Here is a 16,755-nt window from a genome sequence, read left to right as displayed (position 1 = left end):
CCTACTGTGCAGCCCAGCCGCCGTCCATGTTCCATGCCACGCCGCGCACGTTGTTCGCCGCAGGTGAACACAGGAACACCGCAAGCTGGCCAAGCTCTTCAGGGGTGGTGAATTGCATCGAGGGTTCTTTCTCGCCAAGCAGCTGCTTGATGGCGGCGTCGTTGGAAATGCCGCCCGCCGCCGCTCTCGCATCGACCTGTTTTTGCACCAGCGGCGTCAGCACCCAGCCGGGGCAAATCGCATTGCAGGTGACGCCAGTGGTCGCATTCTCGAGTGCGGTCACCTTGGTCAGGCCAACCAGGCCGTGCTTGGCGGCAACGTAAGCGGACTTTTGCGCGGAGGCCACGAGCCCGTGCACCGACGCCAGGTTGATGATCCGGCCCCAGTTCGCCTTCTGCATGGCGGGCAGCGCCAGCCGGCTTGCGTGGAAGGCGCTGGACAGATTGATCGCGATGATGGCGTCCCACTTCTCGGGCGGGAATTCTTCGATGGTCGCTACGTGCTGGATGCCGGCGTTGTTCACCAGGATATCGACGCGGCCGAACTCGGCGGCGGCGAACTTCATCATGGCTTCGATCTCGGCCGGCTTGCTCATGTCGGCGCCGTGATAGGCCACCTTCACGCCGTGCGCTGCGATCCCGGCCTTCGGGCCTTCGACATCGCCAAAGCCGTTCAGGACAATGTTCGCGCCTTGCGCTGCGAGCGCATTTGCAATGCCCAGGCCGATGCCGCTGGTCGAGCCGGTGACGAGGGCGGTTTTGCCTTTCAACATGGGGGTCTCCGTATTCAATTAGGATGGGGACACAAGAGCAACAAACGAGCCGCACAGTATGCGGTTTTTTCACGCGAATGCCCGACCCTAAGCTGAACTACGTACCCTGCCCGGATGCCTCCGGCGGTCATCGAATGGCGTTCTGGGAATGGGGCGACGCAAAGGCGGCCCACGTGGTCATTTGCGTGCACGGCCTGTCGCGCCAGGGGCGCGATTTCGACGTGCTTGCGCAGGCGCTGGTGGAGCGCGCGACGCACCCGATCCGCGTCATCAGCCCCGATGTCGTCGGGCGCGGCAAGAGCGACTGGCTCAAGGACCCATCCGGCTACCAGATCCCCCAGTACGTGGCAGACATGCTGGCGCTGCTCGCCATGCTGCATCAGCAGGCGCCCATCGTCACGCTCGACTGGTTCGGCACCAGCATGGGCGGCCTGATCGGAGTCGGCGTGTGCGGAACGCCGAACCTGCCGCTGCCCGCGCCCGTGCGCAGGCTGGTCTTGAATGACGTGGGGCCCGCCTTGCAGTCGCAGGCTTTGCAGCGGATCGGCACGTACCTCGGGAATACGGGCCAGTTCGAAACGCTGCAGCAGGCCGCGGATGCAATGTGGGCAATTTCCACGTCGTTCGGGCCGCACACGCCGCAGCAGTGGCTGGCACTGTCGGCACCGATGGTCAAGCCGCATCCGGCAGGCGGCGTCACGCTGCACTACGACCCGGACATCGCCGTCCCGTTTCGCGCAATCACGCCCGAGGCGGCAGCCCAGGGTGAGGCTGCCCTCTGGCAGGCCTACGACAACATCCGGGCGCAAACGCTGCTGCTGCGGGGTGCGCAGTCAGACCTGCTGCATCGCGACACGGCGATGGCCATGACACAGCGCGGGCCGAAGGCGCAGCTCGTTGAATTCCCCGGCGTCGGCCATGCGCCAACGCTGATTGCACAAGACCAGGTGGACGTGGTCACGTCGTTCCTGCTGAAAGATTCCGATGAAAAGCCTGAGTCCGGAGCAGGCTGAGAGCGCGGCCGTTCCCGAGCTGATCGCCGCGACCGAGCAGGCGATGCCGCAGCAGGCGAATGCACTGGCCCGCGCGCGTGCGTTTGCAGAGCCGCTGATCGCAGGCGAGACGCTCGACACCGGCGAGAACACACTTGCGCATGCTGATGCCGTCGCGGCGATCCTCAAGTCAATGGGTGGCTCGCAGGCCATGCAGGCGGCAAGTTACCTGGTGTATGCCACGTCGCACCTGAACAAGCCGCAGGAGATCATTGCCAAGGCGTTCGGCGAGAACTACGCCGCACTGGCCATGGAGACGAACAAGCTGGTGCGTATCCAGCGCCAGGCGCGCGACGCGAGCGATGCGCAGCCCATTGACGATGCGAAGGCGCAGACCGAGGCGGTGCGAAAGATGCTGCTGGCTTTCTCGCGCGACCTACGCGTGGTGATGCTGCGCCTCGCATCGCGCCTGCAGACTCTGCGCTGGCACGCCGCCACGAAGAACCCGGCACCACCCAGTGTGTGCAATGAAGTGCTTCACGTGTTTGCGCCGCTGGCCAACCGCCTGGGCATCTGGCAGGTGAAGTGGGAAATGGAAGACCTTGCGTTCCGCTTTCTCGACCCGGACACCTACCGCGCGGTGGCGGGGCAACTCGACCAGAAGCGCACGGAGCGTGAAACTTACGTCGAGCAATTGCGCTCGCGTCTCGAAGCGGAACTGCTCGCGCAGGGAATCAAGGCCAGTGTGTACGGCAGGCCCAAGCACATCTACAGCATCGTCAAGAAAATGCGTGGCAAGTCGCTCGACTTTGACCAGGTGTTCGACATTCGTGCGCTGCGGGTGATCGTGCCGTCGGTGGACGACTGCTATGCCGCGCTGTCGTGGGTGCACGAGAAGTTCACGCCACTCGTCGAGGAGTTCGACGACTACATCGCCAAGCCCAAGCCCAATGGCTACCAGTCGCTGCACACCATCGTGCGTGACAAGGAAGGCCGTCCGATCGAAATCCAGATTCGCACGCAGGCCATGCACGACCACGCCGAGCATGGCGTCGCTGCGCACTGGGCCTACAAGGAAGCAGGCACGAAGGGCTATTCGGGTGTGACGGCCAGCGGCGAGTACGACGCGAAGATCGCCGTGCTGCGCCAACTGCTGGCATGGGAGCGCGACCTGGTCGGCTCGGGAGACGGTCTCTTCGACGACCGCATTTATGTGCTCACGCCTGATGCGGCCGTCGTCGAGCTGCCGCGTGGCGCGACGCCGGTGGACTTTGCGTACACCGTGCATACAAGCCTGGGCCATCGCTGCCGTGGCGCGCGGGTGGATGGGGCCATGGTGCCGCTCAACACGCCGCTTCAAAACGGCCAGACCGTGGAGGTCATCTCGGCGAAGGAAGGCGGGCCATCGCGCGACTGGCTCAATGCCGAGCTGAATTTCCTGGTGAGCCATCGCGGCCGCGCCAAGGTGCGGGCGTGGTTCAACGAGCAAGTGCGACACGAGACGATTGCGCGCGGGCGCGAGTCGGTCGAAAAGCTGCTGCAGCGCGAAGGCAAGACGGCGTTCAAGCTGGAAGACCTGGCTTCGCAACTCGGGTTCAAGTCGGCGGAGGACTTGTTCTTTGCCGTTGGCAAGGACGAGTTTTCGCTGCGCAATATCGAGACGCTGCTCAAGCCGCCGGAGCCCTTGCCCGACCCCGACGAGATCGTGCTGCTGAAAAAAGCGCGCAGCGTCGAGCGATCGCCCAAGGGCGGTGTGCTGGTGGTGGGCATCGATTCGCTGATGACGCAGCTGGCCAAGTGCTGCAAGCCTGCGCCGCCTGACAGCATTCGCGGTTTCGTCACACGCGGCAAGGGCGTGAGCATCCACCGCGAGGACTGCAGCAATTTCCGCGAGCTGGCATCGCGCTCGCCCGAGCGCGTGATCGACGTGGAGTGGGGCGTTCCCAAGGGCGAGGGCGGCTCTGTCTATCCGGTCGACGTCGGCATCGAGGCCTCGGACAGGCAGGGGTTGCTGCGCGATATCTCCGAGGTCTTCGCCAAAGAGAAGATGAACGTGATTGGTGTGCAGACGCAGTCTGTCAAAGGCACGGCGTGGATGACGTTCACGGTGGAGATCGCCGATTCGCAGCGCCTGAACAAGGTGCTGGGCCTGGTGGGCGAGGTGAACGGTGTTCGCTGGGCCAAGCGCAGGTAACGCCTTTGTTGCCAGCGATGGACCAACCCTCATCCACCGACCTTCTGCTCATTGCCTGCGAACTGGCGGTCAAGGTTGAGTGCAGGCCGCAGCGGGGTGATGGCACGGACGCAGCCGTTTATGTGAGCTCGGGCGATACGCTCGCGCGTCGGGTCAGGGCGGGCGCAAAGATCACCGTGTCCAGCAACGCCGAAGTGATGGAGCCGGGCCTGAACGTCGCGTGCTTTTGCTGGACCGTCGTCATGCAGGTGGGGGCCGCGCGCAAAACAAAATACCTGGTCTGGATCGACGCGACGCCGCAGGAGCTCGCTGCGTTGTGGCAAGCCCGCGGGGAGGCGAAGGCCGTGCGTGACAGCTTGCCGCACAGCCAGCGCAAGAAAAAGCCATGGGGCCCGCTCTGATTCGCCGTGACGAGTTTGATATACTTCGCGCCTGCTGTGTAGCGTTGGCTTCACACATGACAGATACGGGCCGTTAGCTCAGCGGTAGAGCGCCTCTTTGACGTGGAGGATGTCGGAGATTCGATCTCTCCACGGCCCACCAGATTTTTTGCTTCTGCAAAGACCCGTTCCCGAAAGGGAGCGGGTTTTTCTTTTTTGCCCCATGCGCGGCTCTTGTATCCCTCAGGGAAAACCTTGGCCTGCCTGCCATGCCCCCTCCCTAGAATCTGTTGCACTGCAATACAACAGCGTTCGCCATGAGCGGGCGCCCGAGGAGCCAGGCACGTGCAAAGCAAGAAATCCGCTGGTGGCAAGCCCACGCAGCGCGTCATCAAGAAGTACCCCAACCGCCGGCTCTACGACACCGACACCTCAACGTACATCACGCTGGCCGAAGTGCGGCAGCTGGTGATGGACAGCGAGCCGTTCGTCGTTCGCGATGCGAAGACGAATGAAGACCTCACACGCAGCATCCTGCTGCAGATCATTCTGGAGGCTGAGGCGGGCGGCACGCCGATGTTCAGCGAGGCTGCGCTGGCGAACCTGATCCGCTTCTATGGTCATGCGTCCCAGGGCTTCATGGGCAGCTACCTGGAAAAGAACGTGCAGGCGTTCACCGATATCCAGGCCAAGCTCACCGAGCAGTCCAAGACGCTTACGCCCGAGATGTGGTCGCAGTTCATGAACATGCAGAACCCGCTGATGCAGGGGATGATGGGCAATTACGTCGAGCAGTCCAAGACCATGTTCGACAAGATGCAGGAACAGATGGCCAAGCAGACCGAGCAGATGCTGGGCGCCTTTCTCAAGCGCTAACTCAAACGTTGAGGCGTTTGCGACCACTGCCGCAACGCGCGCGCACGCTTGCGTCGTGCCTCTGGGACAATAGGGCCCATGAGTGAAGTCGCCCTACCTGAAGTCAAAATCCCCAAAGTCGGTTTCGTCAGCCTCGGATGCCCGAAGGCGCTGACCGATTCCGAGCTGATCCTCACGCAGCTGAGCGCCGAGGGTTACCAGACCTCCAAGACATTCGAAGGCGCGGACATCGTCATCGTGAACACGTGCGGCTTCATTGACGACGCGGTTCGCGAAAGCCTCGACACGATCGGTGAGGCGCTGGCTGAAAACGGCAAGGTAATCGTGACGGGCTGTCTCGGCGCGAAGGCTGGCGAGGGCGGCGGCAACCTCGTCAAGCAGATGCACCCGTCCGTGCTGGCGGTCACTGGCCCCCACGCCACACAGGAAGTGATGGACGCCGTTCATTTGAACCTGCCCAAGCCGCACGATCCATTCACTGACCTGGTGCCGGCATTCGGCATCAAGCTCACGCCCAAGCACTACGCCTATCTCAAGATCAGCGAAGGCTGCAACCACCGCTGCACGTTCTGCATCATCCCGTCGATGCGCGGCGATCTTGTCAGCCGGCCCATTGGCGATGTGTTGAAGGAAGCGAAGGCGCTGTTCGAAGGCGGCGTGAAAGAGCTGCTGGTGATCAGCCAGGACACTTCTGCGTACGGCGTCGACGTGAAGTACCGCACCGGCTTTTTCGACGGCCGACCGGTTCGCACCCGCATGCTGGAGCTCGTCCAGACCTTGGGCGAGTTGGCGCAGCCGTATGGCGCGTGGGTGCGGCTGCACTACGTGTATCCGTACCCGTCAGTCGATGAAGTGATTCCGTTGATGGCCACGGGCATGGTGCTGCCGTATCTCGACGTGCCCTTCCAGCACAGCCACCCCGATGTGCTGCGCCGCATGAAGCGGCCGGCCAGCGGCGAGAAGAATCTGGAGCGCATCGAGCGCTGGCGTGCCATGTGCCCGGAGCTGGTGATCCGCAGCACGTTCATCGCTGGCTTTCCGGGTGAGACGGAAGAGGAGTTCACGCACCTGCTCGATTTCATGCGCGAAGCACGCATTGATCGCGCAGGGTGTTTTGCCTACAGCCCGGTGACCGGCGCGGTGGCCAACGAAATTCCAGGAATGCTCCCTCAGGAAGTACGCGAAGAGCGCCGCGCACGCTTCATGAAGGTGGCTGAGGAAGTGTCGGCTGAGAAATTGCGTGAGCGTGTGGGCGCCACGATGCAGGTGCTGGTGGATTCAGCGCCGGCGCTGGGCCGCAAGGGAGGCGTGGGCCGCTCCTATGCGGATGCGCCGGAGATCGATGGAACGGTGAAGCTGCTGCCGCCGGAAAAAATCAGCAAGCAGCTGCGCGTGGGTGAATTCACGCGGGCTCGCATTGTGGGGACAGACGGGCACGACCTGGTGGGTGTGCCGGTTTGATGTCAGAAAAAAAAAGCCCGGCAAAGCCGAACCAACCAACAAAAAGGCCGGCAAAGCCGGCCTTATCATCTGTTGGTGCCCAGGAAGGGACTCGAACCCCCACGAAGTTACTCGCTAGTACCTGAAACTAGTGCGTCTACCAATTCCGCCACCTGGGCATCTCAGGAAAGAAAAGGATTCTATATCAAAAATATCGACCACATCGGCCACGGACTGCTCGATGAAATCGAAGGCACGATCCAGGGCCATCGTGATGGACACGGTTACGTGCTTCGCGACGATGGCGACAGCGACATTTACCTGCCGCCCAATGAAATGCGCGCCGTGCTGCACAAGGATCGCGTCAAGGCGCGCATCGTGCGCCATGACCGCAAGGGCAGGCCAGAAGGGCGCGTCGTCGAGATCATCGAGCGGCCGCCACAGCCCATCATCGGCCGCTTGCTGCATGAGAGCGGCGTGTGGCTCGTCGCACCGGAAGACAAGCGCTACGGTCAAGACGTGCTCATACCCAAGGGCGCGACAGCGCTGGCGAAAGCAGGGCAAGTCGTTGTCGTTGAACTGACCGAGCCACCGAGTCTCTTCGGGCAGCCCGTCGGGCGCGTGAAAGAAGTGCTCGGCGAGATCGACGACCCGGGCATGGAAATCGAGATCGCGGTGCGCAAGTACGGCGTGCCTCACGAGTTCTCTGACGCATGCATCGGCCTGGCGCGCTCGCTGCCGGACAAAGTGCGTCCCCAGGACAAGAAGCATCGCGTTGATTTGACCGACCTTCCGCTCGTGACGATTGACGGCGAAGACGCGCGCGACTTCGACGACGCGGTGTACTGCGAACCGGCGAAGGTCGGGCGCGGCAAGGGCTGGCGTTTGCTGGTCGCGATTGCCGACGTGAGCAGTTATGTCGAGACGGGTAGCGCCATCGACATCGATGCCTACGATCGCGCGACCAGTGTGTACTTCCCGCGGCGCGTGATTCCAATGCTGCCGGAAAAGCTCTCGAACGGCCTGTGCTCGCTCAACCCCGAGCAGGACCGCTTGTGCATGGTCTGCGACATGCTGATCAACGCGAACGGCGAGATCCACGCTTACCAGTTCTATCCGGCGGTGATGTGGAGCCACGCCCGGTTCACGTACACCGAAGTGGCGGCAATTCTTGCCAACACGCGTGGCCCGGAAGCGATCCGGCGCAAGGAGCTCGTTCCCTATCTTGAGAACCTGCACGACGTTTATCGCGGCCTGCTGAAGGCGCGCAATGCGCGTGGTGCTGTGGACTTCGAGACGACGGAGACGCAGATCATTTGCGACGACAGCGGCCGTATCGAGCGCATCGTCCCGCGCGTGCGCAACGATGCGCACAAGCTGATCGAAGAGGCCATGCTCGCGGCCAACGTCTGTTCGGCCGACTTCATCCAGCAAAGCAAGCACCCGGGCCTGTACCGCGTGCACGAAGGCCCGACGCCCGAGAAGAAGGACGTGCTGCGCGGCTATCTCAAGGCCATGGGCGTGGGCTTGAGCATCACCGACGATCCGCTGCCTGCCGAATTCCAGAAGATCGCGCTGGCCGTGAAAGACAGGCCTGACGGCCCGCAGATCCAGACGATGCTGTTGCGTTCGATGTCGCAGGCGATCTACTCGCCGATCAACGCGGGTCACTTCGGCCTGGCGTACGACGCCTACACGCATTTCACCAGCCCGATCCGCCGCTATCCGGACTTGCTCGTGCACCGCGTGATCAAGGCGATCCTGCTTCAAAAAAAGTACGAGTTGCCCGTGTTGCCAACGCCGGGCGAAGCGCACGAAAAGCTCGCGCGACGCCTGGCCTCACGTGTGAAGGCGCCGGGCAACAAGTTGAAGAAAGCGCCGCCGACGCCCTCGCGCGAAATGCAGGCGTGGGAAGCCGCTGGCCTGCATTGCAGCGCGAACGAGCGCCGCGCCGATGAAGCCAGCCGCGATGTGGAGGCGTGGCTGAAGTGCAAGTACATGCGCGAGCATCTCGGCGAGGAGTACGGTGGCGTCGTGACGGCGGTGACCACGTTTGGCATCTTCGTGACGCTCGACCAGATGTATGTCGAGGGGCTCGTGCACATCACCGAACTCGGCGGCGAGTACTACAAGTTCGACGAGGCGCGGCAGGAATTGCGCGGCGAGCGGACTGGCTTGCGCTATGCAATCGGCACGCGTGTGCGTGTGCAGGTCAGCCGAGTCGACCTCGATGGCCGCAAGATCGATTTCCGTCTGGTGCGCGAGGGCGACGAACTTCTCAACCGCGCGATGAAGGACAAAGGCGTTGCACACGAGCAGGAGAAGGCTTCGGCCAAGCCGCAAGGCAAGCGCAAGCCGGCTCGCAAGCCTGTGCCGGAGACGAAGTCGGTGGTCAAGGACCTGCGTGCCGCGGCCAAGAAGGCCGCTTCCAAAGGCAAGAGCCACCGTCCGCGTCGCTGAGCGGATCACGAACAAATCGAGGAGACATTGAGCATGGCAAGCAATACGGGCAAGGTCGCGATCGTCACGGGCGGTGGCACGGGGGTTGGCAAAGCCGCGGCGCTCGCGCTGCTGGCTGACGGCTGGCGCGTGGCGGTGGCCGGCCGCAGGGTGGGACCACTCGATGAAACGGTGGCCGTAGCCAATGCGGGTGATCGTGCTATGGCCGTGCCTGCTGATGTCACTGACCATGCATCTGTGGCGGCCTTGTTCGACACCGTCGTGAGGGCCTGGGGCCGCGTCGACCTGCTGTTCAACAACGCCGGCATTGGCGCGCCGGCAGTGTCCATCGACGAGCTGCCGATCGACCAGTGGAAGCGCGTCGTTGACACCAACCTGAACGGCATGTTCTACGGCATTCGCGAGGCATTCCGCGTGATGCGTGCGCAGTCGCCGATGGGCGGACGCATCATCAACAACGGGTCGATTTCGGCGCACGCACCGCGGCCCGGCTCGATTGCCTATACGGCAACCAAGCACGCGGTGACCGGGCTCACCAAGACAGCCTCACTCGACGGACGCAAGTACGACATCGCCGTGGGCCAGATCGACATCGGCAATGCAATGACGGAACTTGCCGCTCGCATGGCGCAGGGCGTGCCCCAGGCCAATGGCGAGATCGCCATCGAGCCGCTGATGGACGCGAGCGTGGTCGGGCAGTCGGTGCTGTACATGGCGAACCTGCCGCTGGAAGCCAACGTGCTGTTCCACACCGTGATGGCCACGAAGATGCCTTTCGTGGGCCGGGGCTAAGGCAGCACGGCTAGCTTCAAGCGCTGGTCAGGGCGCTCGCGAGCGCGCCTGCGGTCAGTGCTGTGCCTGCTGGCCAGCGGTCGGCAGCATCTGCATGGGCGAAGACGGCGTCAGTCGCTGCTTCAAACGACGGCATGCCCGCTGCCAGTCGTGCGGCGATCAGTCCGGCCAGCACATCGCCTGTGCCACCTGTCGCCAGCCGGGCGTTGCCGGTGATGTTGATCGCAGGCACCGCGCGTGGCGCGGCGATGATGGTTCCCGAGCCTTTCAACACCGACACGCAGGCGAATTGCGTGGCAAGTTGCCTTGCCGAATCCAGCCGGTTCGACTGAACCTGCTGCGTCGTTGCGCCAAGCAGCCGTGCAGCTTCGAGCGGATGAGGCGTAATCACGGTGGGGCGACCGCGCTGCGAACGGGCGCGCAGCAGGCTTTGCAATTGGGTGTCTGCAGCAATCACGTTCAGGGCGTCGGCGTCGAGCACGACACTGCCTGCGCTTGAAAGAATTCGCGGCAACTCGGCGCGAACGGCTTCGCCGCCGCCGCAACCGCAGGCCACAGCCATCTTTGACAGATCGAGGTGTGCCGCATGCCGGAACATGAGTTCGGGCTGGGTTGGATCGACGGTCATGGCGTTGTCGCCCAGCAATGCGACAAACACGCGCCCCGCGCCCCCATGCAGCGCTGCGCTGGCGGCAAGCAATGCAGCGCCTGTCATGCCCGTGGCGCCACCAACGATCGCCACGTCGCCGAACTGGCCCTTGTGCGAGTCGTGCGCTCGGCCTTGTGTGGCACTTCGTGTTGCAACCCGCGCCGTAGGTGTGTGGCCTGCTGTGTCGACGCCCAGGCTGTCGAACCAGATCACACCAGCTGCGTCACGCCCGCCCGCCGTGAACAGCCCCGGCTTGAGTGTGAGCAGGCTGAGTGTGTGGGTGGCGCGGACACCCTGGCCGGCACCGGTGTCAGCGTTCAGGCCCGATGGCAGGTCGATGGCGAGCACAGGTTGCGTTTGCGCCGCCATGGCAGCAGCCCATGCAGCCATTGGCCCCTGCAGCGGTCGCTGGCTTCCAATGCCCAGCAACGCGTCGATGGCCACGTCCCATGTTGCAGGTGCTTCGGCGGTGAAGCGGACTGCAGCATCACGCGCCCGCTGGAGAGAGGCTTTTGCATCGGCGGGCGCATGCGACTCGTCGCCGGCCCATGTCACGGTCACCTCTTTGCCCCACTGCTTCAAGTGCATCGCGGCCTCGAAGCCGTCGCCGCCGTTATTGCCCGCGCCGCAGGCAATCCAGATGTTGCGCGCATGCGGCGCCATGGCCAGTGCAAGGCGCGCCACTGCCAGGCCCGCCCGCGCCATCAAGGCATGAGCCGGCAGCGTGGCTGTGGCCGCCTGTTCGATTGCGCGGGTGGCCTCGACGTCGTGGAGTGGCCAGGGTCTATCGGGCGTGATTCGTTGCATGCGGGTATTTGGGGTCAGAGGGCCCATCGTTCCACGCCGAGGCCTTCCATGTCCACTTCTGGTTGCCGCTGGGCCATCAGGTCGGCCAGCGCCCGCGCGCTGCCGCACGACAAGGCCCAGCCGCTCGAGCCGTGGCCCAGGTTGATCCACAGCCCCGGCACTTTCGTGGCGCCGATCAGGGGTGGGCCGTCCGGCAGCATGGGCCGTGCGCCTTTCCACTCTTGGACCGCTGCACCTGTATTCGCCAGTTGGGCTGCGCCGGGGAACCAGTCGCGCAGGACTTTGTACAGCGTCTGGATCGCCTTCGGACGCTTGCGAGCCGGGTCGCCGCCGATCTCGGCACTGCCTGCGACACGCACGCGATTGCCCAGGCGCGAAATCGCCACCTTGAACCGCTCGTCCATCAAGGCGCTGCGCGGCGCGTTGAGCGGCTCGCGGATGGGCGCGCTGATCGAGTAACCGTGCACGGCCGCGAGCGGCACGTGCAGGCCGGCAGGCGCCAGCAAACGCGCGGAGTCAATGCCGCCGCAGACGACGATGGCGTCGAAGCGCCTGCGCACCGGCGCGGGCTCGCCCAGGACCCATGTCGAAAGTGCACCGTGCTCTGAAGCGTGAATCTCGTGAACGGCTGTGTTGAATTCGAAATTCACGCCATGCGCTTGCGCCGCGCCTTTGAGCAAAAGCGCGAACTGCCGACAGTTGCCAACTTCGTCCTGCGGCAGGTGCACGGCGCCGGCGAATTCGGTGTCCGGGTTGATCGCCGGCTCGATGAGGCGCGCATCTTCGGCGCTGATCTCGCTGAACGTCACGCCTGCGTCGCGCAGCACTTGCAGGCCGGGCTGCACGAGCTTGCGGTCTTTCTCGCCGCGCAGCAGCACCATGTAGCCGCTGCTTCGCTCGTACTCGATGCCGTGCTCCTCGGTGATCGCGTGCAGGCGCTGGCGGCTGTAGAACGCAAGGCGCTGCAGCCGCAACCGGTTCGCGGAGTAGGTCTTGAGATCGCACGCGCGGTACCAGCGCCACATCCAGCTGATTTCGGCGCGCGAAAGCGGCAGGCAGACGCGCACGGGCGCATGTTCGCTCAGCAGGTAGCTCGCGACTTTCGCGGGCATGCCGGGCGCTGCCCACGGCGTGACGTAGCCGGGCGCGACCACGCCGGCGTTGGCGAAACTGGTTTCTTCAGCCACGGATGAGCGGCGCTCGATGACAGTGACCTCATGACCATCCTGCGCGAGCTCAAACGCGGTGGTGACGCCGATGATGCCGGCGCCGACGACAGCGATCTTCATGCGCGCAGTGCCTTCGCCAGAGCAGCTTCCGCCTGCAGGGCGACCTGCAGCACGGTGTCGTCGTGCATCGACTGCTGCCAGATCATCAGGCCCACTGGCAGTGTGCCCGGCGCATGGCAGGGGATGGAGATGGCGCAGCCGTCAAGCATGTTCACGACGCTCGTGTTGCGAAGGAGCAGGGCGTTGACGCGGAAAAACTCGTCGTCGAGCGCCTTCGCGTCTTCGCCTGGTTTGGCCGGCCGCACCTGGTCGATAGGTGGCGCGACGATGGGCACGGTGGGTGACAGCACGGCGTCGAAGCCGGCAAGCGCCTCGCCGACGCGCGCGATCCAGCTCTGGCGAGCCTGTGCGAGTTCCAGGTATTCAAAGGCTTTCATGTTGGCGCCGCGCTCCAGGCGCACGCGCACGCGCTGGTCATAGTCCTCTGCGGCGCGCGCAAGCAACAAGCGATGCCATGCGTAGGCTTCGGCGCCTGTGAAGCCGCCAGTGGCTTGCAGGGCGCCCAGGTCACGAATGGCATCGAGTGGAATCTCCTGGATGCTCGCGCCGGCGTCGCGCAGGGTGCGAAGTGTTTGCTCGAAGGCGGTGGCAACCTGGGCGTCGAGCGAGTCGAGCATGGTCGTGCGCGCGACGGCCAGTCGCATGCCCGACAGGGGCGTTGACGATCGGGCCACCGTTCGGTTCGCGAGGACCTCGTGCGCCAGGATCGCGTCGCGCACGGAGCGCGTCATGGCGCAAGCCGTATCGAGTGTCGTGGACAGGGGTACTGCCCCTTGGGTGGAAGTCAGGCGCGCCGTGTTCTTGAACCCGACGATGCCGCATAGCGCAGCCGGAATGCGGATCGAGCCGCCCGTGTCCGAGCCCAGGCCGATGAACGCGGCGCCTGTCGCGACCGATACCGCCGCGCCTGACGAAGAGCCGCCGGGGATGCGGGGCGTTTGCGTGTCGGCGGGATTCACCGGCGTGCCGTAGTGCGGATTGACGCCGATGCCTGAGAACGCAAATTCGGTCATGTTCGTGCGGCCCAGCACGATGCCGCCACCTGCCTTGAGCGCGGCGACGGCGGGGCAGTCGGATGCGGCGGGCGGGGCAGCCGCCAGCACTTTCGATCCCGCAAGGGACGGCTGGCCTGCGATATCGAAGAGATCCTTGATCGAGACGGCAAGCCCGGCCAGCCGGCTGTGGTGCAAGTGGGGCTGGGCGCCGGCGTGGCGGACGCTGTCGAAGTCCGGTGCCAGGAAGGTGTGGCGGTTGGCCGGCGACTGCGCGATGGCGAGCGAGGTTTCCAGCTCGGCAGCAACGGTTGTCTGGCCAGCCAGAAGGCGCTCCCGCGTGGCGGTGAGGTCGGGGCGAGGGGGCTGCGTCATCGGGTGCGTGCTACAATCTTTGGGTTTTGCTGGGTGGCGGGCGCGTAGTGCGTCTGGCGCTGTCAGCACAACAAAATCGCTGATCCAGCCCACCCAGGTGTTGTGATGCATTCGAAGGGAAATCACCCTTCGCGAGGCAGCTCAATTCGGGCCGGATTTTAGACCCAACCTTTAGGAAATTCTCATGGCAGTCTCCATGCGCGAAATGCTGGAAGCCGGCGTCCATTTCGGACACCAGACCCGCTTCTGGAACCCCAAGATGGCTCCGTACATCTTCGGTCATCGCAACAAGATTCACATCATCAACCTCGAGAAGACGCTCCCGCTCTACGAAGAGGCCACCAAGTTCATCAAGCAGCTGTCCGCCAACCGCGGCACGATCCTCATGGTCGGCACCAAGCGCCAGGCCCGTGAGACAGTCGCTGCAGAAGCCCGCCGCGCCGGCGTGCCTTTCGTCGACCAGCGCTGGCTCGGCGGCATGCTGACCAACTTCAAGACCGTCAAGACATCGATCAAGCGCCTGAAGGACATGAAGGCCCAGCTCGAAGGCGGCCTGGAAGCCATGAGCAAGAAAGAGCAGCTCATGTTCGCCCGCGAAATGGAAAAGCTCGAGAAGGACATCGGCGGCATCCAGGACATGAATGCCCTGCCGGACGCCATCTTCGTGATCGACGTCGGCTTCCACAAGATCGCCGTCTCCGAAGCCAAGAAGCTCGGCATTCCGCTGATCGGCGTTGTGGACACCAACCACTCGCCCGAAGGCATCGACTACGTCATCCCCGGTAACGACGACTCGGCCAAGGCCGTGACGCTGTACGCCCGCGGCGTTGCCGACGCGATCCTCGAAGGCCGCTCCAATGCCGTGAACGACGTGGTCAAGGCCGTGTCCGAGGCCGGCGACGAATTCGTCGAAGTGAAGGAAGGCGCCGCCGCCTGAGTTGCGTGCCCGCCAAGCGAAAAGGGGGCTTTCGAGCCCCTTTTTCACAATTGAATTGAATTGAACTGAACCGTAAAGGCAAAAAAAATGGCTGCAATTACCGCAAGCATGGTCGCCGAACTCCGCGCCAAGACCGATGCGCCCATGATGGAATGCAAGAAGGCGCTGACCGAGGCGGACGGCAACTTCGAAAAAGCTGAAGAACTGCTGCGCGTCAAGCTCGGCAACAAGGCCGGCAAGGCCGCTGCGCGTATCACCGCTGAAGGCGTGATCACCGCCGTGATCGAAGGCGATGTCGGCGCGATCCTCGAGACGAACTGCGAAACCGACTTCGTCACCAAGAACGACAGCTTCCTGGCACTGGCCAATGCGGCAGCGCAACTGGTCGCCAGGAACAATCCGGCCGATGTGGCTGCGCTCGGCGCACTGGCTTACACGCAGGACGGCTTTGGCCCCACCCTGGAAGATGTGCGCAAGGGCCTGATCGGCAAGATCGGCGAGAACATGAGCTTTCGCCGCTTCAAGCGCACCGCTGGCGTCAAGGTCGCTTCCTACCTGCACGGCACGCGCATTGGCGTGCTGGTGGAGTACGAAGGCGACGAAACCGCCGCCAAGGACGTGGCGATGCACGTTGCCGCGATGAAGCCGGTGGCACTTGCTGCTGCCGACGTGCCTGCCGACCTGGTGGCCAAGGAGCGTTCTGTCGCGGCTGCCAAGGCTGACGAAGACCGCAAGGCCGCTGAAGCCGCCGGCAAGCCCGTGCAGTCTGACGAAATCGTCGCCAAGCGCATTGAGGGCGGCGTGCAGAAGTTCCTCAAGGAAGTCTCGTTGCTGCCCCAGCCGTTCGTGAAGAACGACAAGCAAACCGTCGAGCAGATGCTCAAGGCCGCGAACACCACGGTCAAGGCGTTCACGCTCTACGTCGTGGGCGAGGGCATCGAGAAGAAGGTCGACGACTTCGCTGCTGAAGTGGCTGCGCAAGTTGCTGCTGCCAAGCAAGGCGCTTAATGCGACCAGCCGCCCGACGGGGCGGCTAAACTCTCGGCCAATTCGAACAACAGGAGCCTTACCCATGCCCGACGCCCGTCCCGCCCACAAGCGAATTTTGCTGAAGCTGTCGGGCGAGGCGCTCATGGGCGACGACGCCTTTGGCATCAACCGCGCCACCATCGTTCGCATGGTCGAGGAAGTCGCCGAGGTCGTGAACATGGGCGTGGAAGTGGCCATCGTCATTGGTGGCGGCAACATCTTCCGCGGTGTGGCGGGCGGCGCAGTTGGCATGGACCGCGCAACGGCCGACTACATGGGCATGCTGGCCACGGTGATGAACTCGCTGGCGCTGGCCGATGCGATGAACAAGCAGGGCCTGACCGCCCGTGTGATGTCGGCCATTGCCATCGAGCAGGTCGTCGAGCCGTATGTGCGCCCGAAGGCGCTGCAGTACCTCGAAGAAGGCAAGGTTGTCGTCTTCGCGGCCGGCACCGGCAACCCGTTCTTCACGACCGATACTGCTGCTGCGTTGCGCGGCGCTGAGATCGGTGCGGAGCTTGTGCTCAAGGCCACGAAGGTCGATGGCGTTTACTCGGCCGACCCCAAGAAAGATCCCTCAGCCACTCGCTATACAAAAATTTCGTTTGACGAAGCGATGGCGCAAAATCTCGGCATCATGGATGCGACAGCGTTCGCTCTTTGCCGCGACCAGAAACTCCCGATCAAAGTGTTTTCCATCTTCAAGCATGGCGCTCTGAAACGAGTGGTGATGGGCGAGGACGAAGGCACGCTCGTTTACGCATGAGGAGC

Annotated in this window: 14 protein-coding genes and 2 tRNA genes; 11 read left to right on the top strand and 5 right to left on the bottom strand. The window is 63.8% G+C overall.

Translation table 11 applies throughout. The features are described from left to right. Position 1 precedes the first annotated feature (1 nt). On the bottom strand, positions 2-772 hold the full coding sequence (locus GHT07_RS12885) for a 3-hydroxybutyrate dehydrogenase (protein WP_153585494.1): 771 nt from the start codon (positions 770-772) through the stop codon (positions 2-4). A 77-nt stretch (positions 773-849) separates the two neighbouring features. Here GHT07_RS12885 and GHT07_RS12880 point away from each other — a divergent pair, with 77 nt between their 5' ends. The 6 genes from GHT07_RS12880 to rimO all read left to right on the top strand — a co-directional run bounded on the left by GHT07_RS12880 (position 850) and on the right by rimO (position 6,675). Further along, positions 850-1,785: an alpha/beta fold hydrolase gene (locus GHT07_RS12880; RefSeq protein ID WP_153585493.1), complete on the top strand. Its 936-nt coding sequence runs from the start codon at positions 850-852 to the stop codon at positions 1,783-1,785. After that, positions 1,757-3,958 carry a RelA/SpoT family protein gene (locus tag GHT07_RS12875; protein ID WP_153585492.1) on the top strand — a complete coding sequence of 734 codons (2,202 nt, stop codon included), beginning with the start codon at positions 1,757-1,759 and terminating at the stop codon, positions 3,956-3,958. The genes GHT07_RS12880 and GHT07_RS12875 overlap by 29 nt, the downstream gene beginning before the upstream one ends. A 17-nt stretch (positions 3,959-3,975) precedes the next feature. After that, positions 3,976-4,359 carry a hypothetical protein gene (locus tag GHT07_RS12870; RefSeq protein WP_153585491.1) on the top strand — a complete coding sequence of 128 codons (384 nt, stop codon included), beginning with the start codon at positions 3,976-3,978 and terminating at the stop codon, positions 4,357-4,359. A 67-nt stretch (positions 4,360-4,426) separates the two neighbouring features. After that, a tRNA-Val gene (locus GHT07_RS12865) sits at positions 4,427-4,501 on the top strand. 182 nt (positions 4,502-4,683) lie between these two features. Continuing rightward, entirely contained in the window at positions 4,684-5,214 is a 531-nt protein-coding gene (gene phaR, locus GHT07_RS12860; protein ID WP_323740922.1) for a polyhydroxyalkanoate synthesis repressor PhaR, read from the top strand. Between the two features lie 78 nt (positions 5,215-5,292). Beyond that, positions 5,293-6,675: a 30S ribosomal protein S12 methylthiotransferase RimO gene (gene rimO, locus GHT07_RS12855; protein WP_153585490.1), complete on the top strand. Its 1,383-nt coding sequence runs from the start codon at positions 5,293-5,295 to the stop codon at positions 6,673-6,675. A gap of 73 nt (positions 6,676-6,748) precedes the next feature. On the opposite strand, the gene GHT07_RS12850 is transcribed toward rimO, so the two are convergent. Then, a tRNA-Leu gene (locus GHT07_RS12850) sits at positions 6,749-6,833 on the bottom strand. A 55-nt stretch (positions 6,834-6,888) separates the two neighbouring features. Between GHT07_RS12850 and rnr the strand changes: the two genes are divergently transcribed. Then, a complete protein-coding gene (rnr, locus tag GHT07_RS12845; RefSeq protein ID WP_153585575.1) occupies positions 6,889-9,114 on the top strand; it encodes a ribonuclease R in 2,226 nt (741 codons plus the stop codon). A 33-nt stretch (positions 9,115-9,147) separates the two neighbouring features. Further along, on the top strand, positions 9,148-9,906 hold the full coding sequence (locus GHT07_RS12840; protein WP_194792923.1) for an SDR family oxidoreductase: 759 nt from the start codon (positions 9,148-9,150) through the stop codon (positions 9,904-9,906). Positions 9,907-9,922: 16 nt separating this feature from the next. On the opposite strand, the gene GHT07_RS12835 is transcribed toward GHT07_RS12840, so the two are convergent. From GHT07_RS12835 to GHT07_RS12825, 3 genes are read right to left on the bottom strand one after another with little or no spacing between them, the layout of a single operon-like run. Beyond that, the gene (locus GHT07_RS12835) at positions 9,923-11,362 is read right to left on the bottom strand and encodes an NAD(P)H-hydrate dehydratase (RefSeq protein ID WP_153585488.1); all 1,440 of its coding nucleotides are present in this window, start codon (positions 11,360-11,362) and stop codon (positions 9,923-9,925) included. A gap of 14 nt (positions 11,363-11,376) precedes the next feature. Beyond that, positions 11,377-12,651 (bottom strand): D-amino acid dehydrogenase, encoded by a 1,275-nt coding sequence (locus GHT07_RS12830; RefSeq protein WP_153585487.1) that lies wholly within the window; start codon positions 12,649-12,651, stop codon positions 11,377-11,379. Beyond that, the gene (locus GHT07_RS12825) at positions 12,648-14,018 is read right to left on the bottom strand and encodes an amidase (protein WP_153585486.1); all 1,371 of its coding nucleotides are present in this window, start codon (positions 14,016-14,018) and stop codon (positions 12,648-12,650) included. The genes GHT07_RS12830 and GHT07_RS12825 overlap by 4 nt, the downstream gene beginning before the upstream one ends. A 184-nt stretch (positions 14,019-14,202) precedes the next feature. Between GHT07_RS12825 and rpsB the strand changes: the two genes are divergently transcribed. The 3 genes from rpsB to pyrH all read left to right on the top strand — a co-directional run bounded on the left by rpsB (position 14,203) and on the right by pyrH (position 16,750). Then, positions 14,203-14,955, top strand: a complete 753-nt coding sequence (rpsB, locus tag GHT07_RS12820; RefSeq protein WP_153585485.1) for a 30S ribosomal protein S2 — start codon at positions 14,203-14,205, stop codon at positions 14,953-14,955. Positions 14,956-15,042: 87 nt separating this feature from the next. Continuing rightward, positions 15,043-15,963 carry a translation elongation factor Ts gene (gene tsf, locus GHT07_RS12815; protein WP_153585484.1) on the top strand — a complete coding sequence of 307 codons (921 nt, stop codon included), beginning with the start codon at positions 15,043-15,045 and terminating at the stop codon, positions 15,961-15,963. A gap of 64 nt (positions 15,964-16,027) precedes the next feature. After that, complete coding sequence (gene pyrH, locus GHT07_RS12810) at positions 16,028-16,750, top strand: UMP kinase (protein WP_153585483.1); 723 nt, start codon at positions 16,028-16,030, stop codon at positions 16,748-16,750. Positions 16,751-16,755: the final 5 nt, after the last annotated feature.

The sequence above is a fragment of the Caenimonas koreensis DSM 17982 genome (genome assembly GCF_009646335.1).
Taxonomy (GTDB): Bacteria; Pseudomonadota; Gammaproteobacteria; order Burkholderiales; family Burkholderiaceae_C; genus Ramlibacter; species Ramlibacter koreensis.
Note: the sequence above shows the minus strand (reverse complement) of the source record. Positions and strands in the feature narration are given on the sequence as shown.

What these genes read in the sequence shown, in the direction of transcription:
- GHT07_RS12885 (WP_153585494.1), bottom strand. Translation starts at nt 772, where the DNA reads ATGTTGAAAGGCAAAACCGCCCTCGTCACCGGCTCGACCAGCGGCATC.
- GHT07_RS12880 (WP_153585493.1), top strand. Translation starts at nt 850, where the DNA reads ATGCCCGACCCTAAGCTGAACTACGTACCCTGCCCGGATGCCTCCGGC.
- GHT07_RS12875 (WP_153585492.1), top strand. Translation starts at nt 1,757, where the DNA reads ATGAAAAGCCTGAGTCCGGAGCAGGCTGAGAGCGCGGCCGTTCCCGAG.
- GHT07_RS12870 (WP_153585491.1), top strand. Translation starts at nt 3,976, where the DNA reads ATGGACCAACCCTCATCCACCGACCTTCTGCTCATTGCCTGCGAACTG.
- rimO (WP_153585490.1), top strand. Translation starts at nt 5,293, where the DNA reads ATGAGTGAAGTCGCCCTACCTGAAGTCAAAATCCCCAAAGTCGGTTTC.
- GHT07_RS12840 (WP_194792923.1), top strand. Translation starts at nt 9,148, where the DNA reads ATGGCAAGCAATACGGGCAAGGTCGCGATCGTCACGGGCGGTGGCACG.
- GHT07_RS12835 (WP_153585488.1), bottom strand. Translation starts at nt 11,362, where the DNA reads ATGCAACGAATCACGCCCGATAGACCCTGGCCACTCCACGACGTCGAG.
- GHT07_RS12830 (WP_153585487.1), bottom strand. Translation starts at nt 12,651, where the DNA reads ATGAAGATCGCTGTCGTCGGCGCCGGCATCATCGGCGTCACCACCGCG.
- GHT07_RS12825 (WP_153585486.1), bottom strand. Translation starts at nt 14,018, where the DNA reads ATGACGCAGCCCCCTCGCCCCGACCTCACCGCCACGCGGGAGCGCCTT.
- rpsB (WP_153585485.1), top strand. Translation starts at nt 14,203, where the DNA reads ATGGCAGTCTCCATGCGCGAAATGCTGGAAGCCGGCGTCCATTTCGGA.
- tsf (WP_153585484.1), top strand. Translation starts at nt 15,043, where the DNA reads ATGGCTGCAATTACCGCAAGCATGGTCGCCGAACTCCGCGCCAAGACC.
- pyrH (WP_153585483.1), top strand. Translation starts at nt 16,028, where the DNA reads ATGCCCGACGCCCGTCCCGCCCACAAGCGAATTTTGCTGAAGCTGTCG.